The organism is Lignipirellula cremea (assembly GCF_056501455.1).
Genome location: NZ_CM151415.1, coordinates 2,433,535 through 2,453,654 on the forward strand (window position 1 = coordinate 2,433,535; position 20,120 = coordinate 2,453,654).

The window sequence follows — 20,120 nt, forward strand, 5'->3', positions numbered from 1 at the left end:
CAGCTCGCTCCCGCCGCGAATCGAACCATGCCTGCCAATCGCCGCGACTTTCTCACTGCCTTCGGCGCTCTCGCTGCTGCCGGATCGTTCGGCTGGCATAGCGCCTCGCCGTCGCGGGCTCACGCCGACGACAAGGACGACCGCGACGAACTGCCGAAAGGGGACGGTCGCGACTCGCTCTTTCTCACCTGGCAGGGCGATCCCACGACCTCAGTCGTCGTGCAGTGGGTCGGACCCGAAGAGCAGGACGCCGAGCTGCAGTACGGGCTTTACGACAAGGGTCGCGACCAGTCGGTCAAGGCGAAGATCAAGGACTTCCCGGGCACCGATCTGAAGGTCCATCGCTGCGAATTGACCGGCCTCCTGCCGGGCGAGGAATACGAATTCACGCAGGGCAAGCGGGGGCCGAAGCGTCGCTTTCGCACGATGCCCGCGAAGGCGAACGACGTGATTCAGTTCGTCTCGGGCGGAGACGCGGGGATCGGCTCGCATGCCGTCGACAACAATCGCCTGGCCGCGAAGCAGGAGCCCTACTTCGCCCTGATCGGCGGCGATCTGGCCTACGACAACGGCATCGCCCCGAAGATCTTCCTGAAGTTCCTGGAGAACTACGGCACGACGATGATCGACCCCGAGGGTCGGTGCATCCCGATGCTCTCGTGCCTGGGCAATCACGAAGTGCAGGGGGGCTACAACGCGACCCGCGACAAGGGCGCCGCGTACTTCAGCGTCTTCGACGGCTTCTATTCCGACACGACGTACGGCGTGTTCGACGTCGGCGATTACCTGAGCCTCGTCCTGCTCGACACGAACCACGTCACGCCGATCGAGGGAGAACAGACCGACTGGCTGGAGAAGACGCTCGCCGACCGGCAGGAGCGTCCCCACCTGATCGTGGCCAATCACGTCCCGGCCTATCCCTCCTACCGGGATCCGTGGGGCGAGAGCGGCGAACCGGGGACGGGCTTCGACAATCGCAAGCTCTGGAGCCCCCTCTTCGAGCGCTACAACGTCGACGTCGTCCTGGAACATCACGACCACACGTTCAAACGCACGTTTCCGCTGAAGGACGGGATGATCGACGCGAACGGCGTCGTCTACCTGGGGGACGGCTCCTGGGGGAAGATCCGCTCGCCGCAACCTGCGGAGAAGCGAGCCTATCTCGCGCGAACCGACCGGGCGTACCACCTGAGCGTCCATCGCCTGGAGGGCGACAGGCGTTTTCATGTCGCGTTGGAAGACTCCGGCAGGGTCGCCGATGTCTGGATGACCGACGGGAAGCGACCGGCGAAGCGGGGGTAAGCGCTCGCTTCTGAGTGCGTGAGCATGAAAACGGCGAACTACTACGTGATCGGAGGGCTGTTCGATCTGCTCGAATGTGCCGAAGTGAGTTCGGGGATCGATTTCTCGAGTTATGACCCCGACGATGCGCTCGATGTGGAGCAGTTAGCGACGGATTTCCTCAGGCCCGCTGTCGAGCGAGCGCCCGAGTCGATCCAGCGCCCGAGTCGATCCAGCGCTCACTGCGTTGGTCGCTTGAGTTCTACGCGGAGACCGATTCCGCGCCGCTAAGTCGCCTTCGCGGCGGCTGCCAGGAATTGAGCCTCCCCGATCCCGATTGCTGGCGGTCATTCTTGCGTCACCTCGGTCGCGCCCTCTACGGCGATGGCTTTCTCGATGACTGCGATCCGACGGACTACGTGGAAGCACTCGATGATCGTCCTAGCCAGGTGACGTTCTTCTGACTCCTCCTGTCCAGACGCGTCCTGAGCCTCCGCTGCAATGGATCCGCAGCGAACGGATTCCCGGCACAGGAGGAGGCCCGATGCTCGACGGATTGAAGCTCACGATCGTTCCGCCCGGACCGCCGATCGATGTTCCCTGGCTGACGTACGACCAGGCGCTCGAGCGACACTGGCCGGAGGACGCGACGGTTCTGGTCGCCGCGTTCCGCCGCCGGGGAGGCATCCCGCGGCCGGAGTTGCAGTGGGCGATCAAGCGCTGGAACAAGCGCGACCCGTGCTATACCTGGACCCACTTCGTGCGTCTGCCGGACGCGCTCCCGCCGCACGAGCCTCGGGAGTCGGAGTGAAGGCTTGGCCGTAGGGCTGGGCGCCCATTGTCTGGACCGACGCATGGCTTGGACCGAACGCCTGGCCGGCGCGCGTTCGGACAGATGGTAGGCGCGCTTCAGGGTAAGGAGAACGCTTCGTCTGACGACGAAATGGCAGGCGAGGGCGCCAGCCCTACGGAAGAGAATGCTCCGTCCCCTTGCCGGAAACGGTTGTCAGCGGCGATAAAGGTCGATTCGAGTTTTCGTTTCGTTCGCCTCGGATCGTCGAGTCTCGCGCCCCATGGAAGCCGGCATCGTCGGATTGCCCAATGTGGGCAAGAGCACGCTCTTCAACGCGCTGACCGCCTCCAAGTCGGCGATGAGCGCGAATTACCCCTTCTGCACGATCGAGCCGAACGAAGGCGTCGTCAGCATCCCGGACGACCGCCTGACGCGGATCACGAAGTACATCCCGCCGCAGAAGGTCATCCCTGCGGCGCTGAAGCTGGTCGATATCGCCGGCATCGTGAAGGGCGCCAGCGAAGGGCAGGGCCTGGGGAACAAGTTTCTCCAGCACATCCGCCAGGTCGACGCCATCCTGCAGGTCGTGCGGTGCTTCGACGATCCGGACGTGATTCACGTCGCCGGAACGGTCGATCCCCTGGCCGACGTCGAGACGATCGAGATCGAACTCATGCTGGCCGACATTCAGCAGCTCGAAAACGCCCTGCAGAAGGCCGAGCGAACGGCCAAGAGCGGCGACAAGGAATCGAAAGCCCGCGTCGAAGCGATCAAGAAGTGCATGGACTTCCTGGCGACCGAGCAGCCGCTGAGGAAACTCGCGCTGCCTGAATCGGAAGCCAAGGCGATCAGCTCCTACGGCCTGATGACGGCCAAGCCCATCCTGTACGTCGCCAACGTCGACGAGACCGATCTGGCCGGCACCGGGCCGCAGGTGACCAAGCTGCGGGAGCACGCGGCCAAGGTCGGCGCCGCGGTCGTGCCGGTCTGTGCGAAGCTGGAATCGGAGATCGCCGAACTGGACGAACCCGACCGGACCGAGATGCTCACCGGCCTGGGCCTGACGGAGCCGGCGCTCGCGATCCTGGCGCGGGAGGCGTATCGCGCGCTCGGCCTGCAGAGTTACTTCACGGCGGGTGAGAAGGAAGTGCGAGCCTGGACCGTGCCGGTCGGGGCGACCGCTCCCCAGGCAGCGGGCGTGATCCACACCGACTTCGAAAAGGGCTTCATCCGGGCGGAGATCTACTGTCTGGCCGACCTTGAGACCTACAAGTCGGAGAAGGATATCCGCTCCGCCGGCAAGCTCCGCATCGAAGGGAAGGCCTACGTGATGCAGGACGGCGACATCTGCCACTTCCTGGTGAATACGTAGCCGAGGCAGATGCTGCCTGCTCCGCCGCCTGTCGGTGCGAGCGGGGCGTCTGACTTGCCCGGCCGGACGGGGCGCCTTGTAATGGCGAAACCCCTTCGACGCTGCCGCGCGGTCAGCGATTGACGTGCTCATGAACGAACGCATCGCTCCTGCCTCGCCTGCGACGACAGCCTGCGCCTTTCGCGGCTACAACGTCACGAATCTGGGGCGGACGGCGGAACTGCTCGACGTTCCGCGATACGCGCCGACCATCGAGCGCCGGCTGGTCGAGGCGAGCCGGGCCGCGTCGGATCTGCTGTCGCGCAAGATCGATCTGCTCGATCGGGTAAAGCGTCAGGAAGAAACGACGCTCGCGACCTACGGCGACGCGGTCGCGCTGGTCTTGGCGGTCGAGGCGGCGCATGTCGATCTGCTTCGCGAGGAGTTCGGCTTCGACGTTCGCGGTTGCCGCACCCTGTTCGGGTACAGCCTGGGGGAGATCGCCGCGCATCAGGCTGCCGGCTCCCTGACGCTGGAAGAGGCGATGCAGGTGCCCGTCGCGCTGGCCGACGACTGTGCCTCGCTCTGCGAGGGGATGGAGATCGGCGTGCTGTTCTCGCGGAAGCGTCCGATCGATTTCGAGCGGGTCGAGGCTGCCTGCCGGGAGACGATGCTCGGCGGCGACGGACTGGTCGGCGTCTCGACGTTTCTCAGTCCCAACTCGGCGTTGCTGATGGGACAGAAGCCGACGCTCGCGCGGGTCGAGGCGCTGCTTCGCGAGCAGGGCGCCGACTTCGTGTTGAAGATCATGCAGTCGGAGTTCCCGCCCCTGCATACGCCCGTCACCTGGTCGAAGCACATCCCCGACCGGGCGTCGCTGATGATGCGGAAGCTGGACTTTCGGTTCTCGCCGACGCCCCGCGTGCTGTCGCTGGCGACAGGGGACTACAGCTATCGCGACGGAAATGCTCGGGAGATTCTGCGCACATGGGTCGATCGTCCGCAGCGTCTGTGGAGCGGAATCGAGAAGATCCTGCAGGACCATGTCGACGTGATTCTGCATCTCGGCCCGGAGCCGAACCTGATCCCGGCGACCTTTCGCCGGCTGTGCGACAACGTCGAGCAGCAGTTGAAGCGGAGCCTGGGCCTGCGCACGGTCCATAGCGTGATCACGCGACCCTGGCTGAAGAGCATCCTGCCCGCGAAGGCCATGCTGCTCCGCGCGCCGTTGATTCGGCACGTGATCCTGGAGGACTGGCTGCTGGAGCAGGTCGCCTCGACCCAACCGCCGTTTCGCGAGGACCCCTCCGCCGACGGTCTCGCCAGCGAATCGGCGCCGGCGTAGTCCACCAAGTGGCAGTCGGTAGTAAATCGCTGCCCCCGAAAGACTTAGGCGCTCTTCCTATACGACGTCGCTCCCGCCGCGCTATAATAAGCGGACGCCCGCCCCTGCCCCGTTCGCCGGCTCTCGCCCTGCACGCTCTTCGGCGCCGGACGAATCCCCGCCTGACTGCTCGTTCGCCGACTGACCCGACGGTATCGCGTCGGACCGCTGATGGCTCATCGACTGATCGATCGGAATACGCCGTTCTGGAAGCGGCTGTACCTGGCTCCGTACCAGTTCCTGGCGTCGCTCGGGCTGGCGGTGACGTTGATCTTCGTCCTCGCCGGGACGCTCGCGCTCGGGACCTTCGTCGAGGCGGCGTTCGGCACGCCCGCGTCGCAGTTCTTCGTCTACCGCGCGTGGTGGTTCAACCTGCTGATCGCGATGCTCGCGGTCAACATCTTCTGCGCGGCGGCCATTCGCTTTCCGTGGAAGCGCCATCAGACGGGCTTCGTGATCACGCATATCGGCCTGCTGACGCTGATCTTTTCGGCGCTGATCAGCCGGCTGTACGGCATCGACGCGCAGATGCCCGTCTTCGAAGGCGAATCGTCCCACTGGGCCCAGAACGACGACTTCCTGTTCGAGATCGCCATTCGCGAAGAATCGGGCGTGACCGGGTCGCAGACGCCGAACTCCCTGCGGTTCTTCGGCATGAACTGGGTCGGCATCCTGGCCTGCGCGGTGACGCTGCTGCTCATCGTCGGCTGCGTCGCGGCGGCGGCGAACTACGCCTCGCGGCGGAAGGACTATCGTTATCTGTTCGGCAGTTTGGGCCTGTCGGGGCTGACGCTGCTGGCGATGGGCGTCTGGGTCGCGATGCACTACGCGTATGCCCGGCAGGAACTGCCGATCGCCCAGTCGCCCGGCACGCGGATCGAACGGGTGAAGTTCTCGCCCGGCCCGATGAGCTGGCAGGATCTCGATCAGTTCTCCCCCTTCTCGGGCAAGGCCACGGCGAAGCACCTGACCTACGCGCCGGCGTTCTGGGTCTCGCTGCGGGATCGCGCGGGACAGACGCTCTACAACCGCGACGGCATCAAGCTGGAGGTGCTCGACTACCTCGCCGATGCCGAAGAGGCCGTCCTGCCGCGGTTGAACCTGCGACTGTCGGCGCCGGCGGCGAAGAAGGTCGACGAACAAGGGCGTTCGGTCGAGGCAGAACCAACTTGGACGCCGATCGACGGCCTGTCGCCCGAAGTGTCGCCCAACGTGGAACAGTTCCCGGTCGGTCTGCCCCGGCGGGAGCAGGTCGGCGGCGGCGTGTTCGTGTTCGGGCTGGCCGCGAACGAAGCGGAAGAGCAGGCGTTCCTCGCCAACAAGCCGAACGGTCCCCTGGGCGATCAGGGACAGGTCGCGCTCAGCGTCGGCGGCCAGACGCACCGCTTCCTCGTCAGCGAGCATGCGGACGGCGAAAAGTTCGATCTGGCGGAGGGCTGGCAGGCCCGCGTCGCGAATTACTATCCGACCGCGCAGCCGACGGAGCTTGCCGCGATGCGGCGGGGCGAACCCATGGCCGCTCAACCGAATGCGGAGCTTACGCAGCCCTTCCTGCCCGCGGTCGAAGTCGAACTCTTCAAGGGTTCCGAGGCGGAAGAACCGACGGCCAAGCTGACGCTGTTCGCCGTCACGTCGAACGCCAACCTGCAGGCGCATGACGAGCAGGTTTACGGCGCCTACTGGTTCGATCAGTCGTCGCTCTCGTCGGAGGAGCGCCAGCAGCTCGGCGTCGCCCGGATCGAGTTCCTGCAAGGGCATCGCGAGAGCGAGACCGAACCGTTCGAGCTCTTCTATCGCTACTGGAACGGGTCGAAGCTCGTCGCGTCGGGACCGTTGCCGCTGGAAGGCTCGGCGGAGACCGCGGTCGACGCGTTCGTGATGCCGATCGCGACGCTGAAGATGTACGTCGATTCGTACGAGGGCGCCGACGTCGCGGAGACGACGATGGTCGGCCTACCCTTCGAGCGCGAAATCACGCGGGTCCATTTCCCGGCGGCGAAGGTCCGCCTGACCGTCGACGGCGAGTCGGAGGAGTTCTGGATCCAGTCGCACCTCGGCGCGCCGGACGAAGAGCCGCCGCTGGAGAGCCAGGTCCGCTTCATGGCGGGCGACGAGCGTCTGGTCTCGCTGAAGATGCCGATCGACATGTTCGACATCGGCTTTCGCGTCCATCTGCAGGACTTCGAACGCCGCCTCGACCCGGGCACGAGCCAGCCTTCGCACTATTCGAGCGCCGTGACCTTCATGGATCGCGACGTCGAACGGGGCCTCTATACGCTGCCGACGAAGGGGGGCGTGCCTACGTTCCGCCGCCTGCCCGATGCGGAGGCGATCTCCGACGTCGAATTCGCCTCCGACGGCAGTCTCTTCTGGTCCGAAGAGAAGACCGGGCGCATCGGCAAGGTCGAGGCGAAGTCCGGCGACGTGACGCTGCTGCTGCGCGACGGCGCCCGACGACCTGCCTACCTCGCGCTCGCCGAGGACGGTTCCCGCGTCGTGTGGGTCGAGAACGTCGCGACGTCGAACGGAGTCCGCTCGTCGATTCAGGTCGCGACGGTCGAGGAACTGCTCGAAGCGGCGTCGGGCCGGACGGCCCTAGCGCCGAAGCGGATCTACGAACAGCTCGCCGGGATCGGCGACGTGGTCGTTCAGGGCGAAGACGTTTACTTCATTAGCCAGGCGCCGAACGCCAACGCCATCGGCAAGGCCAAGCTCGACGGTTCGACCAGCGACCCGGTCTGGAACTTCCCGCTGGAGAACCCGATCGACCTCGCGGTAGACGCCGAAGCGGGCGAGCTCTACTGGATCGAAGGGGCCGACGGGACCATCCTGCGGCAGGCGCTGGACGCCAGGGATTCGACGGTCGTCTACGAAGCGGCGCCCCATCGCCATCCGGTCGGACTGGCCGTCGATGCCGCGAACGGGCGGCTCGTCTGGACGGAGGAAGATCGCTCGCCCCGCGTGCTGGTCGAAGCCGACAGCCGGAAGTGGGAGCCCCTCGTCTCGTCGATCCGCTCGCTGCCGCTCGACGATCTGTCAGGGGAGGCCCAGACCCTTGCGGATAAGAACGTCGACCTGCCGGGACAGATCGCGGCTTCGGCCAGCGAGATCGGCTGGATCCAGCGACCCTCCTCCCGGCAGGACGTCTGGATCACGATGAACGCCCCGGTCGAGATGGTCGACCCCGTCCATGGGCGCTCCTTCCGCGTCTTCCAGGAATCGTTCTTCGGACCGTTCGTCCCGGGCGAGCCGGAATACGAGCGACGCGTCGCGAACGATGAATCCCCGACCGACCTGTACAGCTCGACGCTGACTGTCAATCACGACCCGGGTCGCGGCATCCGCAACCTCGGCTGTCTGCTGGTCGTGCTGGGCATCGTGGTGATGTTCTACATGCGGGCCTACTTCTTCAAACCGAAGCCGAAGAGCGGGACCGCCGATCGGGCTGCCGCGACGGGCAAAGCGAGCGGAACCGACCCTCGAAAAGCTCGCGAACCGGTGGGGGCGTAAGACGGAATGCGGGCTTCTTAGGAGCAGCGATCGCTGAATGTCAGCTTCTCCTCCGGGTGCCACTGGCTCTGCCAGTGCTTTTCCGGAGGCCGGATCGCTCGTGTTGGACGACCATTCAACCTTCGGCACTGGCGGAGCCAGTGGCACCCGAATCCCTTCGGCGAGCCGTACGTTGAGGCGAGTCGCTGTACTACAAGAACTCACGGCGCGGCTGGTTAAGCCAGCCGTGGCACACGGGCTCCTCTTCGCAGCAGCCCGCATGAGAATAAATCGCGTAAGGCGCCTGCCATGACACGCTCTCTTTCTTTCGTCCGTCTCGCTTCGCTCTTCGCTCGTATCGCTTCGCTCGGCGTCGCGGCCTGCTGCGCGTCGACCGTCGGTCTGACGGTCGCCGTCGCGCAGGAATCGTCGCGCGAGGACCGGGCCGTCGAGTACGTCCCCGTTCCGCTCGAGGCGTGGACGGGCCTGCCCGTCTTCGATGCGGGTCGCATCAAGCCGCTCGACAGCTACGCCAACCAGACGATCGAACGGATCGTCGGAACCGACAAGACGAAGATCGAACTGGGCCTCGCCGATCGGCTGGATCTCAAGGCGCAGGAGTTCGTCGCGGGCGGGCGCGAGACGTTCGAGATCGCAGGCGAGAGCCGCACCTTCACCCCGGGCGAGCTGGTCAAGAGCTGGATCCTGGAAAGCGACGCCTGGCAGGACGTGCCGGTCATCCACGTGCCCGAAGGGGAGCTGCTGACGCAACTCGGCGGAGACTCCGACCCGTACGTCTCCCCCGCCGCGCTGGAAGCCAAGGCGTCCCCCGAACTGAAGGCCGCGTTCGCGAAGCTTCAGAAGGAAGGCCCCGCCGCCGAGGGCATCGACTCCGACGTCAGGACGCTGTTCGAGCGCCGCGCGACCTTCCGCCGCTGGGCGGTCGACGCCGCGAAGCATCGGGATGCCTGGGCCGCCGCGTTCGAGATCTTTCCGACCGACGAGAACGTGAAGCTGACGCCGGAAGAGATCGTCCTCTCCTGGCTGGTCGAACCGGAGCGCTGGGAGGTCGTGCCGTTCCTGCCCGCGACGCACTACTCGCTTCGTCAGCGGCTGGGCGTGCCGGAGAAGAACGACCGGAACGTGAACCAGAAGTTCGTCTCGCCGCTGGACGTCGCGACGTCGGAAGGCTTGGTGCGGTACTTCGCCGAACGCCGCGAACGGATGCAGCAGGAGCGGATGAACTTCGAAGAGACCGACGAGGACGAGCGGATCGTCGCGCTGCTCGGCGTCTACGCCGCGTTCCGCGAAATCTCGCTCGACCCGACGCTGCCGTTGCAGCACGGACCGATCGCGATGCCAGGCAACCGGGGCAAGTTCGTCGCCACGCTGAATGAAGCCGTCGAGCTGATGCAGAAGGAGAACGCTCGCCGCGGGACGATGCTGAACTCGCTGGCCGAGCTGCGTCGCATCGCGCCTGACGGACCGTTCGCCGAAGAGGTCGACAGCTTTTCGCAGCCCTTCGCCGACGTACTGGAGATTCATGATCGTCTCCGTGCGCAGTCGGACGCCGTCGTCATGCAGGGCGTGCCGCCGCAGGAGGCGCTGGAAGAATACGCCGTCCCGATGGCCGAGGCCGAAGCGGCGACGATCGCCTTCCGCGACGCCACCGATCGCCTGTCCGCGTTTCTGACGAGGCAGAAGAACGAGGTCTACCAGTCGGAGACGGCGTCGCAGGTCAAACCGATCTTTCGCGAACTGGCCGCCAAGTCGTCGGACCTGAAGCGGCTCGGTCGCGAACTGGAGAAGTCCCTCTACGAACAGACGCAGGCGGTGCGGGTGATTCCCGACCTCGATCCTTACGCCCTGGCGAAGGATCGCGACGTCAACGTTCGGAACGTGCCGTGGCTCAGCCTGCAGGCCCTGCTGCACGGCGACGGGCTGCTCAAGGACTTCCCCGACGCCGCGCTAGCCGGCGCACGCAGCGACTGGCGGAACCTGGCCGACGTCTACCGCGACCGGACCGATCCGCAGCGTGCGGAGCGTTTCGCGAAGGGGGTCACGGAGTTCCGCGAACGCCTCTCCGCGCTGGGGCGCGGGGTCGAATCCCGCCGCCGGGATCTGGTCGCCACGACGCTCTCCGCGGACAGCGTCGACGAATCGCTGATCGAGTACACCCGGTATCCGCAGAACACGGAGACCCTCGATCTGGAAGTTCACTACAACGAACTGCGTCCCTTCGGCTGGTCGTTCGTGATCGCGCTCTTCTCGCTGGCCGCGTTCGCGCTGGCGTTCGGCAAGCTCAGGGCGCCCCTCTTCTGGACCGGCGTTGGGCTGCTGGTGTTGTTGGCGGCCTGGACGGCGTACGGGTTCTACCTCCGGGTGTCGATCACCGGCTGGGCGCCCGTCACGAACATGTACGAGACGATCGTGTTCGTCCCCTGGGTGGTCTGCATGCTGGGGCTCTGGTTCCTGGCGCTGCCGATCACGGGTCCTGGCTTCCGGGACGCCTGGCGGATCACGGCGCTCCCCCTGACGTGGGAGGAATCGACCCTGTCGCCCGAGCAGCAGGGTCGCATCTCGCCCGGCGTCTGGAAGGCAGCGACCTGGCTGTTCGCGATCCCGCGGGTCGCGCTCATGGGCCTCGTGCTGTACATCCTCGCGTTCGCCGCCTACAGCGACGGCGGTCGACCGATCATCTCCCTGCTTCCCACGGTGCAGGAAGGGATCGTCGGCGAGAGCGGCGCGGCGACCGTCCGCTGGGCGAGCAACCTCAACGACTGGTTCGTCTATATCCTCGGCATCGTCTGCCTGGCGACCGCCGTCTGGTTCGTGCCGCGGGTGCTGCTGACCGGGCTGTTTTCGCTCGTGCTCGTGCCGTACGACCTGTACGTCGAGCGGAATCAGTTCGGGCGACGCCTGCGGGAGACGATGAGCCGCTATCCCTTCGCGCTCGGCGCGGCGGGAGCCTGCACGCTCTTCTTCAGCGTCGCGCGGTACTGGGGAGACATCGACGAGAACTTCTCGCCGTTGCAGCCCGTGCTGAGGTCCAATTACTGGCTCACGATCCACGTGCTGACGATCGTGGCGAGCTACGGCGCCGGCATGCTCGCCTGGGCGCTCGGTCTGATCGCGCTGGGGTACTACACCTTCGGCAGGTACGAACGGGTCGGCGGGGTCAAAACCATCGAACCAGGCCCCGACCTGCAACGGCTGGGCGACCTGCCGGGCGGACCGCTCGCCCGAACGACTCTCGCTCCCGGAGGAGCATCGTCCGCCGCGTCCGCTGCGGCCCTGAGCGAGGCCGACCTGCAGGAGGGCTTCGTCCACGTTCGCGCGCCGGAGACCTGCCGCACGCTGGCGACGTACTGCTACCGCGCGATCCAGATCGCCTGCGTCCTGCTGGCTGCCGGCACGATTCTGGGAGGGCTCTGGGCCGACGTCTCGTGGGGACGCTTCTGGGGCTGGGATCCGAAGGAAGTCTGGGCCCTGATTTCCTTCCTGGTCTACATCGCGATCCTGCACGGTCGGTTCGCCGGATACTTCAACAGCTTCGGCTTGGTGTTCGGCACGATCATCGGGGCGACGATGATCGCCATGTCGTGGTACGGCGTGAACTTCGCCCTGCCCCAGATCGCCGGCGGAAGCGTCGGCCTGCACTCCTACGGCGAAGGCTCAGGCGGCCTGGGATGGGTCATCACCTTCGTGCTGCTCAACTGGGTCTTCCTCGGGGTCGCGGGCGTTCGCTACTGGATCGCGACCGCTTCGAATCGGAAACCGCCGCAGCAATGAATCTCGGCGCGGTTTCGGCACGGCGGTTGCTTTAGATGGTCCTCCGTGACGACCGGTGCGTCCGGTCGAGCTGCGACGCCTCACATCAGGCGGCGTCGCGGCGTAATCCGTTCGCTCCGCGTCCGAATGACACGCGGGGCCGTCATCACGAATCTGAGGCGTACCGCAATGAAGAAGCTCGCTCTCCTGGGAATGTTCGCTCTGGCCCCCTTCGCTCTGGTCGGTTGCGAGGAAAGCCCCGCCGAACAGCGTGCCGACATGGTCGAAGACGCTGCTGAAAACCGCGCGGACATGATCGAAGAAGGCGCGGACGCGCACGCCGAAAACGTCGAAAACGCCGCAGACGCCGAAGCCGCCGCAGTCCGCGAAGCGGGCGAAGCACGGGCCGACGCGATCGAAGACGCTGGCGATGCGGACGCCGTGATCGTCAATCCGTAGTCTCGAATCAACGACGGTTCGTCGCGTTTGTGCGACGAGCGACGCCGCCTGAGACGCGTCTTCCCTCCGGGGATGGCGCGTCTTTTTTCGTATTCGCTACTGCGCCCGATCGCTTCGCGCCTCCGGATACCGAGAACGCTCCGGTCGCTCCGCGTTCACGAATCGATCGCTAAACGATCGACTCCCCTCCTCTGGTAGGACATAATTCGACCGCACGCGATTTCCGCCGTTCCGCCCCCGCTGACGGGTCGGTCGGGGGGGCCTGTCGCGGGCGCGCACCGGCCTCGTCTTTCGCCGGCCCCGGGCGGCCCGTTCGTCCGACGCTTCTCTCGGGTCGAACCATGCGATCGTCGCCTCGTCACGAGTACCTGGGCCTGTACGTCAAGCTGGCGATGGGCCTGGCCGTCGTCGCGTTCGGTCTGCTCGGCTTCTTCTTCGAGTGGCGGAGAAATGATTTCGAGTCGGGCGACGAGGTCTTCTACCGCACGGTCCAGCTCTTCGTCCTGAACTCCGGGAACGACGGAGACAACGTCTTCCTGGTCATCGCCCGCGACGTCGCGGCGCTCCTCTTCATCTGGCTCGCCTACGCGGCGATTCGCGAGATCTTCGCCGAGTCCTGGGCCGGAGTGCAGCTCCGGTTCTTCTCCCGCGGACATGACATCGTTTGCGGGCTCGGCGCCGCAGGCTCCGCGCTCGCCCGAGAGATTCAGGACGCCAACCTCGAACGGTGGGGCTGGCGTTGGCGACTGCTGCAACTGAAGCCCTCGGTCGTCGCCGTCGAATCGAATGCGGAGAACCTGGCCATCCGCACGGTTCGATCGCGGGGCGGGATCGTGCTGCTCGGCGACGCCACGGACGACGTCACGCTGCTCCGGGCCCGCGTCCGCCAGGCGTCGCAGATCTTCGTCGCGACGGGCAGCGACGAAGCGAACGTGCAGGTCGTGTTCGACCTGATCGAGGCGATGGAGGGCGTCCGCCGGGACGCGCCGCTCAAGTGCTTCGTCCACGCCGAACGCCCCGGCTCGGCCGGCGTCTTCAGCGACGTGATCGTCGACGCTGCGCACCGGCGGAACATCGACCTCCGCGTCTTCAGCGTCGCGCGGCAATGTGCGGGCGAACTGGTCGTGTCCGACCTCGTGCTGCGCCGCCCGAAGGTCGCGGAAGGACGCACCGACGCGCTCTACGTCCTGCTCGGCTTCGGCCCGCTGGGGCAGGCGGCCGCCATCGAGATCGCGCAGCTCGCCCACTTTGAAAACGACCGTCGCCCGGCCTTCGTGATCGCCGCGAACGACGCCCCGAAGGCGGCGGATCGTTTTCTCGCGGAATTCGGCGCCTTCTCGGCCCGGATCGTTCGCGAGCGGAGCGAGCTGTCGCTGGAAGACGTCGTCGGCCCGAAGGCGGAGCGCTGCGACTGGGCCTGGAAGGCGTCTCGCGATCCTTCGGACGACGAACGCGACTCGGGCTCGAACGATGAACGCGGCGTACGCTACGCAGCGACGGCGGCGTTCGTCGAAGCGCCTCCCCATTACGGCGAGTACGAGTTCCTCGCCATGCTCCGGCGACTCTGCCAGGACCCCGCGGTCGTCCCCGCGATCGTCATCTGCCTGGAGAACGGGCGCGCCGGCTTCGATCTGGCGATGCGGCTGTCGCGGCGGCTGGGCAGCTCGATCGGACGGAGCGTCACGATCTACGTCTGGCTTCCGGGCCAGGCGGGATTCGTCGCCTACCTCCAGCGTAAGGAGGATGCCCCGAAGGGTCTGCCCGCGATCGTCCCGTTCGGCGACTGCCGGCATGCGATCTCTCCCGAATGTCTCGCAGACGCGCAGGCCGAGCGCCTCGCTCAGGTCCTGCATTCGCATTACGTGGAAGCCTCGGGCGGACCGAAGGGGGGCAGCGCGCGTCCCTGGCAGGATCTCGAGCCGACGTTCCGCCGGGCGAACCTCGACGCGGCCCGGCATGCGCAGGTGAAGCTTCAGATCGCTGGCCTGCGTACGGCGCCGGCGGCGGAGGCAGGCGACCGCGCGGTCACGAAGCCTGATCCCGCGATGCGCGAAACGCTGGCGATGATGGAGCACAACCGCTGGATGGCGGAGCGTCTTCTGGAAGGCTGGCGCTACGGGCCGGTGCGGTGCGACGACCTGCTGGAGCGTCCGCAGCTTGTCGCCTGGGCCGACCTGCCCGAGAGCGAACGAGAAAAGGACCGCGCGCAGATCGACGCGCTCTTCGCCGCCTTCGCGACCGGCGACGAGCGTCTGGTTCCGGTCGCTCCTCCCGGCAAGCCTGCCGTCGCCGCCGCGGAGATGCCAGTCTCGACGACCGCGCCTCCCTTGAGCCCGGCGAGCGTATCGAGCGACGCGCACGGCGCCTGAACGGCGATCCGCCGAGACGGTCAGCCCTGCTCCGCGCGGCATCATTACAATCGAAGGCGCCGTGCGACCGTCGCGCGGACGCGTCGGTTTCCGGTCGGCGCTCGATCGCGATTCCTTCTTCGACTTCGCCTGTGTCCGAATCCTCGCCCACGTCGATCACAGGTCCTGACGCAAGCTTCGCCTCGCTCGCGGGCCGCCGTGCGGCGGTGACGGGATCGTCGAGCGGGATCGGAGCGGCGATCGCGATCGAACTCGCCCGCGCGGGCGCCGCGGTCGATGTCCACGGCAACCAGAACCTGGCAGGGCTCGCGGACACGGCGAAGCATGTGAGAGCGCTGGGAGTCGCCTGCCGGGAACTTCAGGCCGATCTGAGCCGGGCGGAAGGTCGCCAAGGGCTCGCGCGCGAAGCGCTCGCGGAGGGCCCGCCTGACTTCTGGATCAACGCCGCCGGCGCCGACGTTCTGACCGGCGAAGCAGGGAAGGAGTCGTTCGAACTGAAGCTGGAACGACTCTGGCGGGTCGACGTCGAAGGGACGATCGAACTTTCGCGAACCGTCGGCCAGGCCATGCAGCAGGCGGGCGGCGTCCCGGGGCAGCGCGTCGTGATCAACATCGGCTGGGACCAGGTCGCGCACGGGATGGCCGGCGACTCGGGCCAGATGTTCGGCGCGATCAAGGGCGCCGTCGCCGGATTCACGCGGTCGCTGGCCCTCTCGCTCGCTCCGCAGGTTCGCGTTCATCTCGTCGCGCCGGGGTGGATCCAGACCCGCTGGGGACAAGAAAATGCCAGCGACTACTGGCACGATCGAGCGAAGCGAGAATGCCTGCTGGAGCGATGGGGCAAGCCGGAGGACGTAGCGAAGACGGTCCGGTTCCTCTGCTCCTCCGAAGCCGGCTTTCTCAACGCGCAGGAGATCGCCGTCAACGGCGGGTTCCGTCCATCGAGCTAAAGGGTGACCGGCAAGATGGGGATCAGCGTTAATTGTCCGTGCGGTATCCGTCTCAGCAACGTCGAGGACAACGTACCGTTTCTCGCGAATTTCCTTCCTGAGCAGCATGCGGACGCGTTGTCCGAAGCCGTCGAGAATGCAATTCGAGAGCATACAGGCGAACCGGAGCGAATGTCTTGGTGGGTAATTGATGCGTCGATTGCACACTTTCGACAGGCCTGGCAGTGTCCGCATTGCGGTCGCCTCCTGATCTACGGGCCAGATGGAACGATTCATTCGTTCCTGCCTGAGCGACTCGATACACCTCGTGATGTGTTAGCCGCGACGCGTCAGCGAAAGTCACTGTAAAGCGCGTCTTCGTTTTCCTTGCAGGTGTCTCAACCGCCCTAGCGAAACGAGCCGAAGCTAATTCCGTCCGGGCGACGCCTCGTTTCCGCGCAGGCGTCGTTAGGTTCCGGCATACGCCGTGCGACTTTACCGGTCGCGAAGAGTCTGCCAAGATGCGCTACTGAGGGGCGCGTGACAGGTCGCGCCGATCGGGGCACGATCGGACCGAGATCTTTCCTTTCGAGAATCCAAGATGACGAATCACACGCGGCATCAAGAAAAGATCATCCGCAACTACTACGACAATCGCGAAGGCATCGCGCTGCAGCGCGTGCAGGAGATCATCACCGAACTCTACCTGAGCGAAGGAAAAAAGCGCGAGCGGCAGTGGAACCTGCTCAAGGGCCACCTGGAAAAGCTCGGCGTGAAGCCCCCCATGATCGCGAAGCTCATCGCCGACGACGATCCCGCCGCGGTCGCGACCATGCTGCCGAAGTTGCTGGCCAAGGTCACCTGATCCGTTCGGTCGCTGCCCCAGCCAAGCCTTTCGCATGCCCCGTTCGATCTGGTCCTTCGCAACCGCCGGAACGCTCCGCTTCGGCGAGGGCGCCGTGGAGCAGGTCTCCGAAATCGTCGCGGCGGAAGGCTATCGCAAGACGGCGCTGATCTCCGATCGGACGCTGCAAGCGGCGGGGCTCGTCGATCGGGTCGCGCAGCAGTTGCCTGACGGTTTCTGCGCGACGCATCTCTTCGATCAGGCCGAGCCTCCTGTCGCCGTCGCGGTCGAAGCGGCGGCGATGCTGAAGCCCTTGGCTCCCGACGCGATCATCGGCGTCGGCGGGGGGAGCGCGATCGACCTCGCCAAGATCGTCGCCCTGCTCCTCTCGCACGGCGGCGAGCCGCGGGACTGGTTCGGCTTCGGCAAGGTTCCCGGGCCGACGCTGCCCGTCATCGCCGTGCCGACGACCGCAGGCACGGGCAGCGAAGTCTCCCACTCGGCCGTGCTGACCGACGACGCCGGCGCGATGAAGGTCAGCACGCTCTCGCCCTGGCTTCGTCCCCGATACGCCGTCGTCGATCCGCAGATGACGCGGACCTGTCCCCCCCGGCTGACCGCGGAGACGGGCCTCGACGCGCTCACGCACGCGGTCGAAGCGTTCCTTGTGCGACCCTATGACGAACTCGACGGTGCCCGCGAATCGTCGCGGGCCTACCAAGGCAAGGCGCCGCTGACCGATGCCCTGGCGAAGGAGGCGATCGAGCGGATCTTCCGCACGCTGCCTGTCGCCGTCGCGAACGGTCGCGACGACGCGGCGAGGCGGGAAATGGCGCTCGCCTCGACGCTGGCGGGCATGGCCTTCTCGAACGCAGGAGTCAGCCTCGTTCACGCGCTCGAGTACCCGCTCGGCGGGGCGGGGCTCTGTTCGCACGGTCTCGGCAACGGGATGCTTCTGCCGTACGTCGTCGCGGCGCTGGCGCCCTATCGAGAGGCCGAACTGGCGCAGCTCGCTCGCCTGATCGGCGTCGCGGAAACGAAGACGCCGGCGGACGAAGCGAGCGCCCTGTTCGTGGAGGCGCTGTTCGACTTGCAGCGGAAGGTCGGCATTCCGACGAAACTTCGCGAGATCGGCGCCCGGGAAGAGGATCTGCCGGAGTACGCTCGAAAGGCGTCCGCCATCGAACGCCTGTGCGAACTGGCCCCCGGCCCGACCGACGTCGACACGCTGACGGCCATGCTCCGGTCCGCCTGGTGACGCCCGATTTCGTCAGCGACACGTTTCGCGAGCCCTGCGCCGCTCGCGGAGGAACGCAATCATGAAGTTCACGCATCGTCTGGTCGCGACGGGTCTCTCCGCGGGGCTCGCCGCTTCGCTGGGCTGTCAGCCGGCGGAGCCCCCCGTCGCGGAAGCTCCCACGATCGAGGCGCCCCGGCAGCCTCTCGACGAAGAAGCGCCGGTCGAGCCCGAAACCGATCCGCCCGCGGAAGCCCTCGACCCTGACGAAGCGGGCCTGGATGACGCCGCGCCCCAAGCGCCGGCCAGCGAATCGCCGCCGCCGGTGGTCGAACTTCCCGAGACGCTGCCGACGATCGACGAACTGCCGGCGCTGTCGAGCGAAACGCCGGTCGACGAGCGGACGAAGCTCCCCTTCGCGCCGGTCGGCGAGGCGAAGGTCCGCGACGGGGTCTACGTCCTCCGCCTGAACGCGGACGCGGGGGGCTCGCGGGAGATCGTCATGACCGTGGAGACGCAGGCGAACGGGTTCCTCGCCCGGCGCGGGGATCAAACGCGACTCCGGTTCGTGGTCGACGATCAGGGGGTCGCGTTCGCGAGCGAGCCCGGGAGCGCGGAGATCGGCGGGCGGGGCGTCGCGTCCGGCGACGACTGGATCCGGGGCGCGTATCGCACGAAGAGCGACGACGACGCCGTCGCCGCAGGCAAGTTCGAACTGCGCAAGCTGTTCGACCCCAAGACGCCCCGCGGCTCGAGCCAGCCTTAGGTTGCGTTCGGCCGCGCTTCAGTAGGGTGGGTCATTGATCCACCGAATGCGTCCCTGAACTTCGAGGCGAACAGGCCGTTCGACTTCTCGTCCGCCGGCCATGGTGGGTCGTTGACCCACCCTACGAAGAGGAAGCGCTCCCAGCCCTCACGACGCCGCGCCGCCCTATCTCGGCAGACCGCGGAGGTCGACGTTCTTCACGTTCCGCGTCTCGGAGTACCACCGCTTCCACGAGGCCTTGTCGTACTGAAAGTTCTGCCCCGTGATCGATTGCAGCGCGGCGAGAACCTCCTGGTTCGGAACCTGGAACTTCTCGACGCGGCTGGAACTGCCCGCGGAAAGCCCGCCTCCGCCGCCGCCTGCGGTGTTGCTGCCGAAGCCGGCGCCGACGCTGTTCGCCCCGCCGACCGAGACCGTGCGCTTCTGTTCGGTCACTAGCGCGTCGATCAGCGCGGGCACCGCGCGGAAATCCTGGAGGCGTCCCGCGACGACGGCGGCGGTGTTGATGGTCCCGATGTGTTCGCCCTGCAGGTACGGGATCAGCGACGGCACGACGTAGTTCGCCCGGCGCTCGATCAGTCGCTGGACCGCCGTTTCGCGAACGGTGGGGAACGGATCGTTCACCGCCACCGCGGCGAGCGTCGCGCTCGCTTCGCCTCCCGGAATGCGTCCGAGCGAGTTGACGTACTCTCGCCGCATCGTTTCGGTCTTTTCATCCTTCAGCATTTCGGTCAGGGCGAAGATCGCGAGCGGATCCTGCACCCGCTGGAAGTTCAGGATCGCTTCCGTCGCCTGGGCGGGACGTCCGTCGACCTGCCGGCGCCAGTTCCGCATATCGCGGAGGTAGCCCCGCCGCTTCGCTTCGAGCTCCTCGTCAGCCAGCTTGCGATCGAGTTCGCGCTGCGAATACCACTTCCCCTGATGCTTGACGTACCCCATGTCGAGGAACGACTGCTCCGGGTGAATCCACCTGCCTTCGATCCTGGTGAACCCTAGTTCCTTGCGCGCGGCATCATGCTCGGGATCGAAGGCGATCGTCCGTTGCAGGTGGTACTTCCGCTCGGGGTCGAGCTTGTTCGCGTGGCACCACTCCGACAGCGCGTAGTGTTCGGGCGCGGCGTCCGGAGTCGCCGCCGCACGCGAGGCGTACTCCACCAGGATCGGGTCGGGCGCTACGGCCTCGTCCACGGAGTTCTTGGGAAGCTCGATCAGCAGCCCGGGCGCCTCCAGGATGACCGTCTCCCCCTCCTTCGACGTGGCGGGATGAACCTCCGCCCGGAGTTTGCCGCCCGACTCCAGCACGACCGTGGTCGTCGGACCGGAATCGGCAGCCGCGGCAGGCGACGTCGCCGAGCCGACGGTCAGGACGGCGACTGCCGAGGTGCAGAACGCGTAGAGAATTCGATGCGACATGCCGGATTCGTCCGGAGAGATGCGGACCCTGGAT

14 protein-coding genes are annotated in these 20,120 nt (G+C 66.5%); 13 read left to right on the forward strand and 1 reads right to left on the reverse strand.

The window, feature by feature from the left end:
• The first annotated feature begins 27 nt into the window (after window positions 1-27).
• From SH602x_RS09475 to SH602x_RS09535, 13 genes are all read left to right on the forward strand, one after another.
• Window positions 28-1,302, forward strand: a complete 1,275-nt coding sequence (locus SH602x_RS09475) for a purple acid phosphatase family protein (RefSeq protein ID WP_479476556.1) — start codon at window positions 28-30, stop codon at window positions 1,300-1,302.
• Between the two features lie 523 nt (window positions 1,303-1,825).
• On the forward strand, window positions 1,826-2,092 hold the full coding sequence (locus tag SH602x_RS09480; protein ID WP_479476557.1) for a hypothetical protein: 267 nt from the start codon (window positions 1,826-1,828) through the stop codon (window positions 2,090-2,092).
• Window positions 2,093-2,354: 262 nt separating this feature from the next.
• Window positions 2,355-3,446 carry a redox-regulated ATPase YchF gene (gene ychF, locus SH602x_RS09485; RefSeq protein ID WP_479476558.1) on the forward strand — a complete coding sequence of 364 codons (1,092 nt, stop codon included), beginning with the start codon at window positions 2,355-2,357 and terminating at the stop codon, window positions 3,444-3,446.
• 130 nt (window positions 3,447-3,576) lie between these two features.
• Entirely contained in the window at window positions 3,577-4,770 is a 1,194-nt protein-coding gene (locus SH602x_RS09490; protein WP_479476559.1) for a hypothetical protein, read from the forward strand.
• A gap of 210 nt (window positions 4,771-4,980) precedes the next feature.
• On the forward strand, window positions 4,981-8,319 hold the full coding sequence (locus SH602x_RS09495; RefSeq protein ID WP_479476560.1) for an NHL repeat-containing protein: 3,339 nt from the start codon (window positions 4,981-4,983) through the stop codon (window positions 8,317-8,319).
• 288 nt (window positions 8,320-8,607) lie between these two features.
• Complete coding sequence (locus SH602x_RS09500; RefSeq protein ID WP_479476561.1) at window positions 8,608-12,090, forward strand: cytochrome c biogenesis protein; 3,483 nt, start codon at window positions 8,608-8,610, stop codon at window positions 12,088-12,090.
• A 168-nt stretch (window positions 12,091-12,258) separates the two neighbouring features.
• A complete protein-coding gene (locus tag SH602x_RS09505) occupies window positions 12,259-12,528 on the forward strand; it encodes a hypothetical protein (RefSeq protein WP_479476562.1) in 270 nt (89 codons plus the stop codon).
• A 341-nt stretch (window positions 12,529-12,869) separates the two neighbouring features.
• Complete coding sequence (locus tag SH602x_RS09510) at window positions 12,870-14,897, forward strand: NAD-binding protein (RefSeq protein ID WP_479476563.1); 2,028 nt, start codon at window positions 12,870-12,872, stop codon at window positions 14,895-14,897.
• Window positions 14,898-15,028: 131 nt separating this feature from the next.
• Entirely contained in the window at window positions 15,029-15,847 is an 819-nt protein-coding gene (locus tag SH602x_RS09515) for an SDR family NAD(P)-dependent oxidoreductase (protein ID WP_479476564.1), read from the forward strand.
• 3 nt (window positions 15,848-15,850) lie between these two features.
• Window positions 15,851-16,195, forward strand: coding sequence for a hypothetical protein (locus SH602x_RS09520; protein WP_479476565.1), 345 nt, complete (start codon window positions 15,851-15,853; stop codon window positions 16,193-16,195).
• Window positions 16,196-16,427: 232 nt separating this feature from the next.
• The gene (locus SH602x_RS09525; protein WP_479468681.1) at window positions 16,428-16,691 is read left to right on the forward strand and encodes a hypothetical protein; all 264 of its coding nucleotides are present in this window, start codon (window positions 16,428-16,430) and stop codon (window positions 16,689-16,691) included.
• 34 nt (window positions 16,692-16,725) lie between these two features.
• Window positions 16,726-17,928 (forward strand): iron-containing alcohol dehydrogenase, encoded by a 1,203-nt coding sequence (locus tag SH602x_RS09530; RefSeq protein ID WP_479476566.1) that lies wholly within the window; start codon window positions 16,726-16,728, stop codon window positions 17,926-17,928.
• 61 nt (window positions 17,929-17,989) lie between these two features.
• Window positions 17,990-18,673: a hypothetical protein gene (locus tag SH602x_RS09535; protein ID WP_479476567.1), complete on the forward strand. Its 684-nt coding sequence runs from the start codon at window positions 17,990-17,992 to the stop codon at window positions 18,671-18,673.
• Window positions 18,674-18,838: 165 nt separating this feature from the next.
• Here SH602x_RS09535 and SH602x_RS09540 read toward each other — a convergent pair whose 3' ends face one another.
• Window positions 18,839-20,086 (reverse strand): HEAT repeat domain-containing protein, encoded by a 1,248-nt coding sequence (locus SH602x_RS09540; protein WP_479476568.1) that lies wholly within the window; start codon window positions 20,084-20,086, stop codon window positions 18,839-18,841.
• Window positions 20,087-20,120 lie beyond the last annotated feature (34 nt).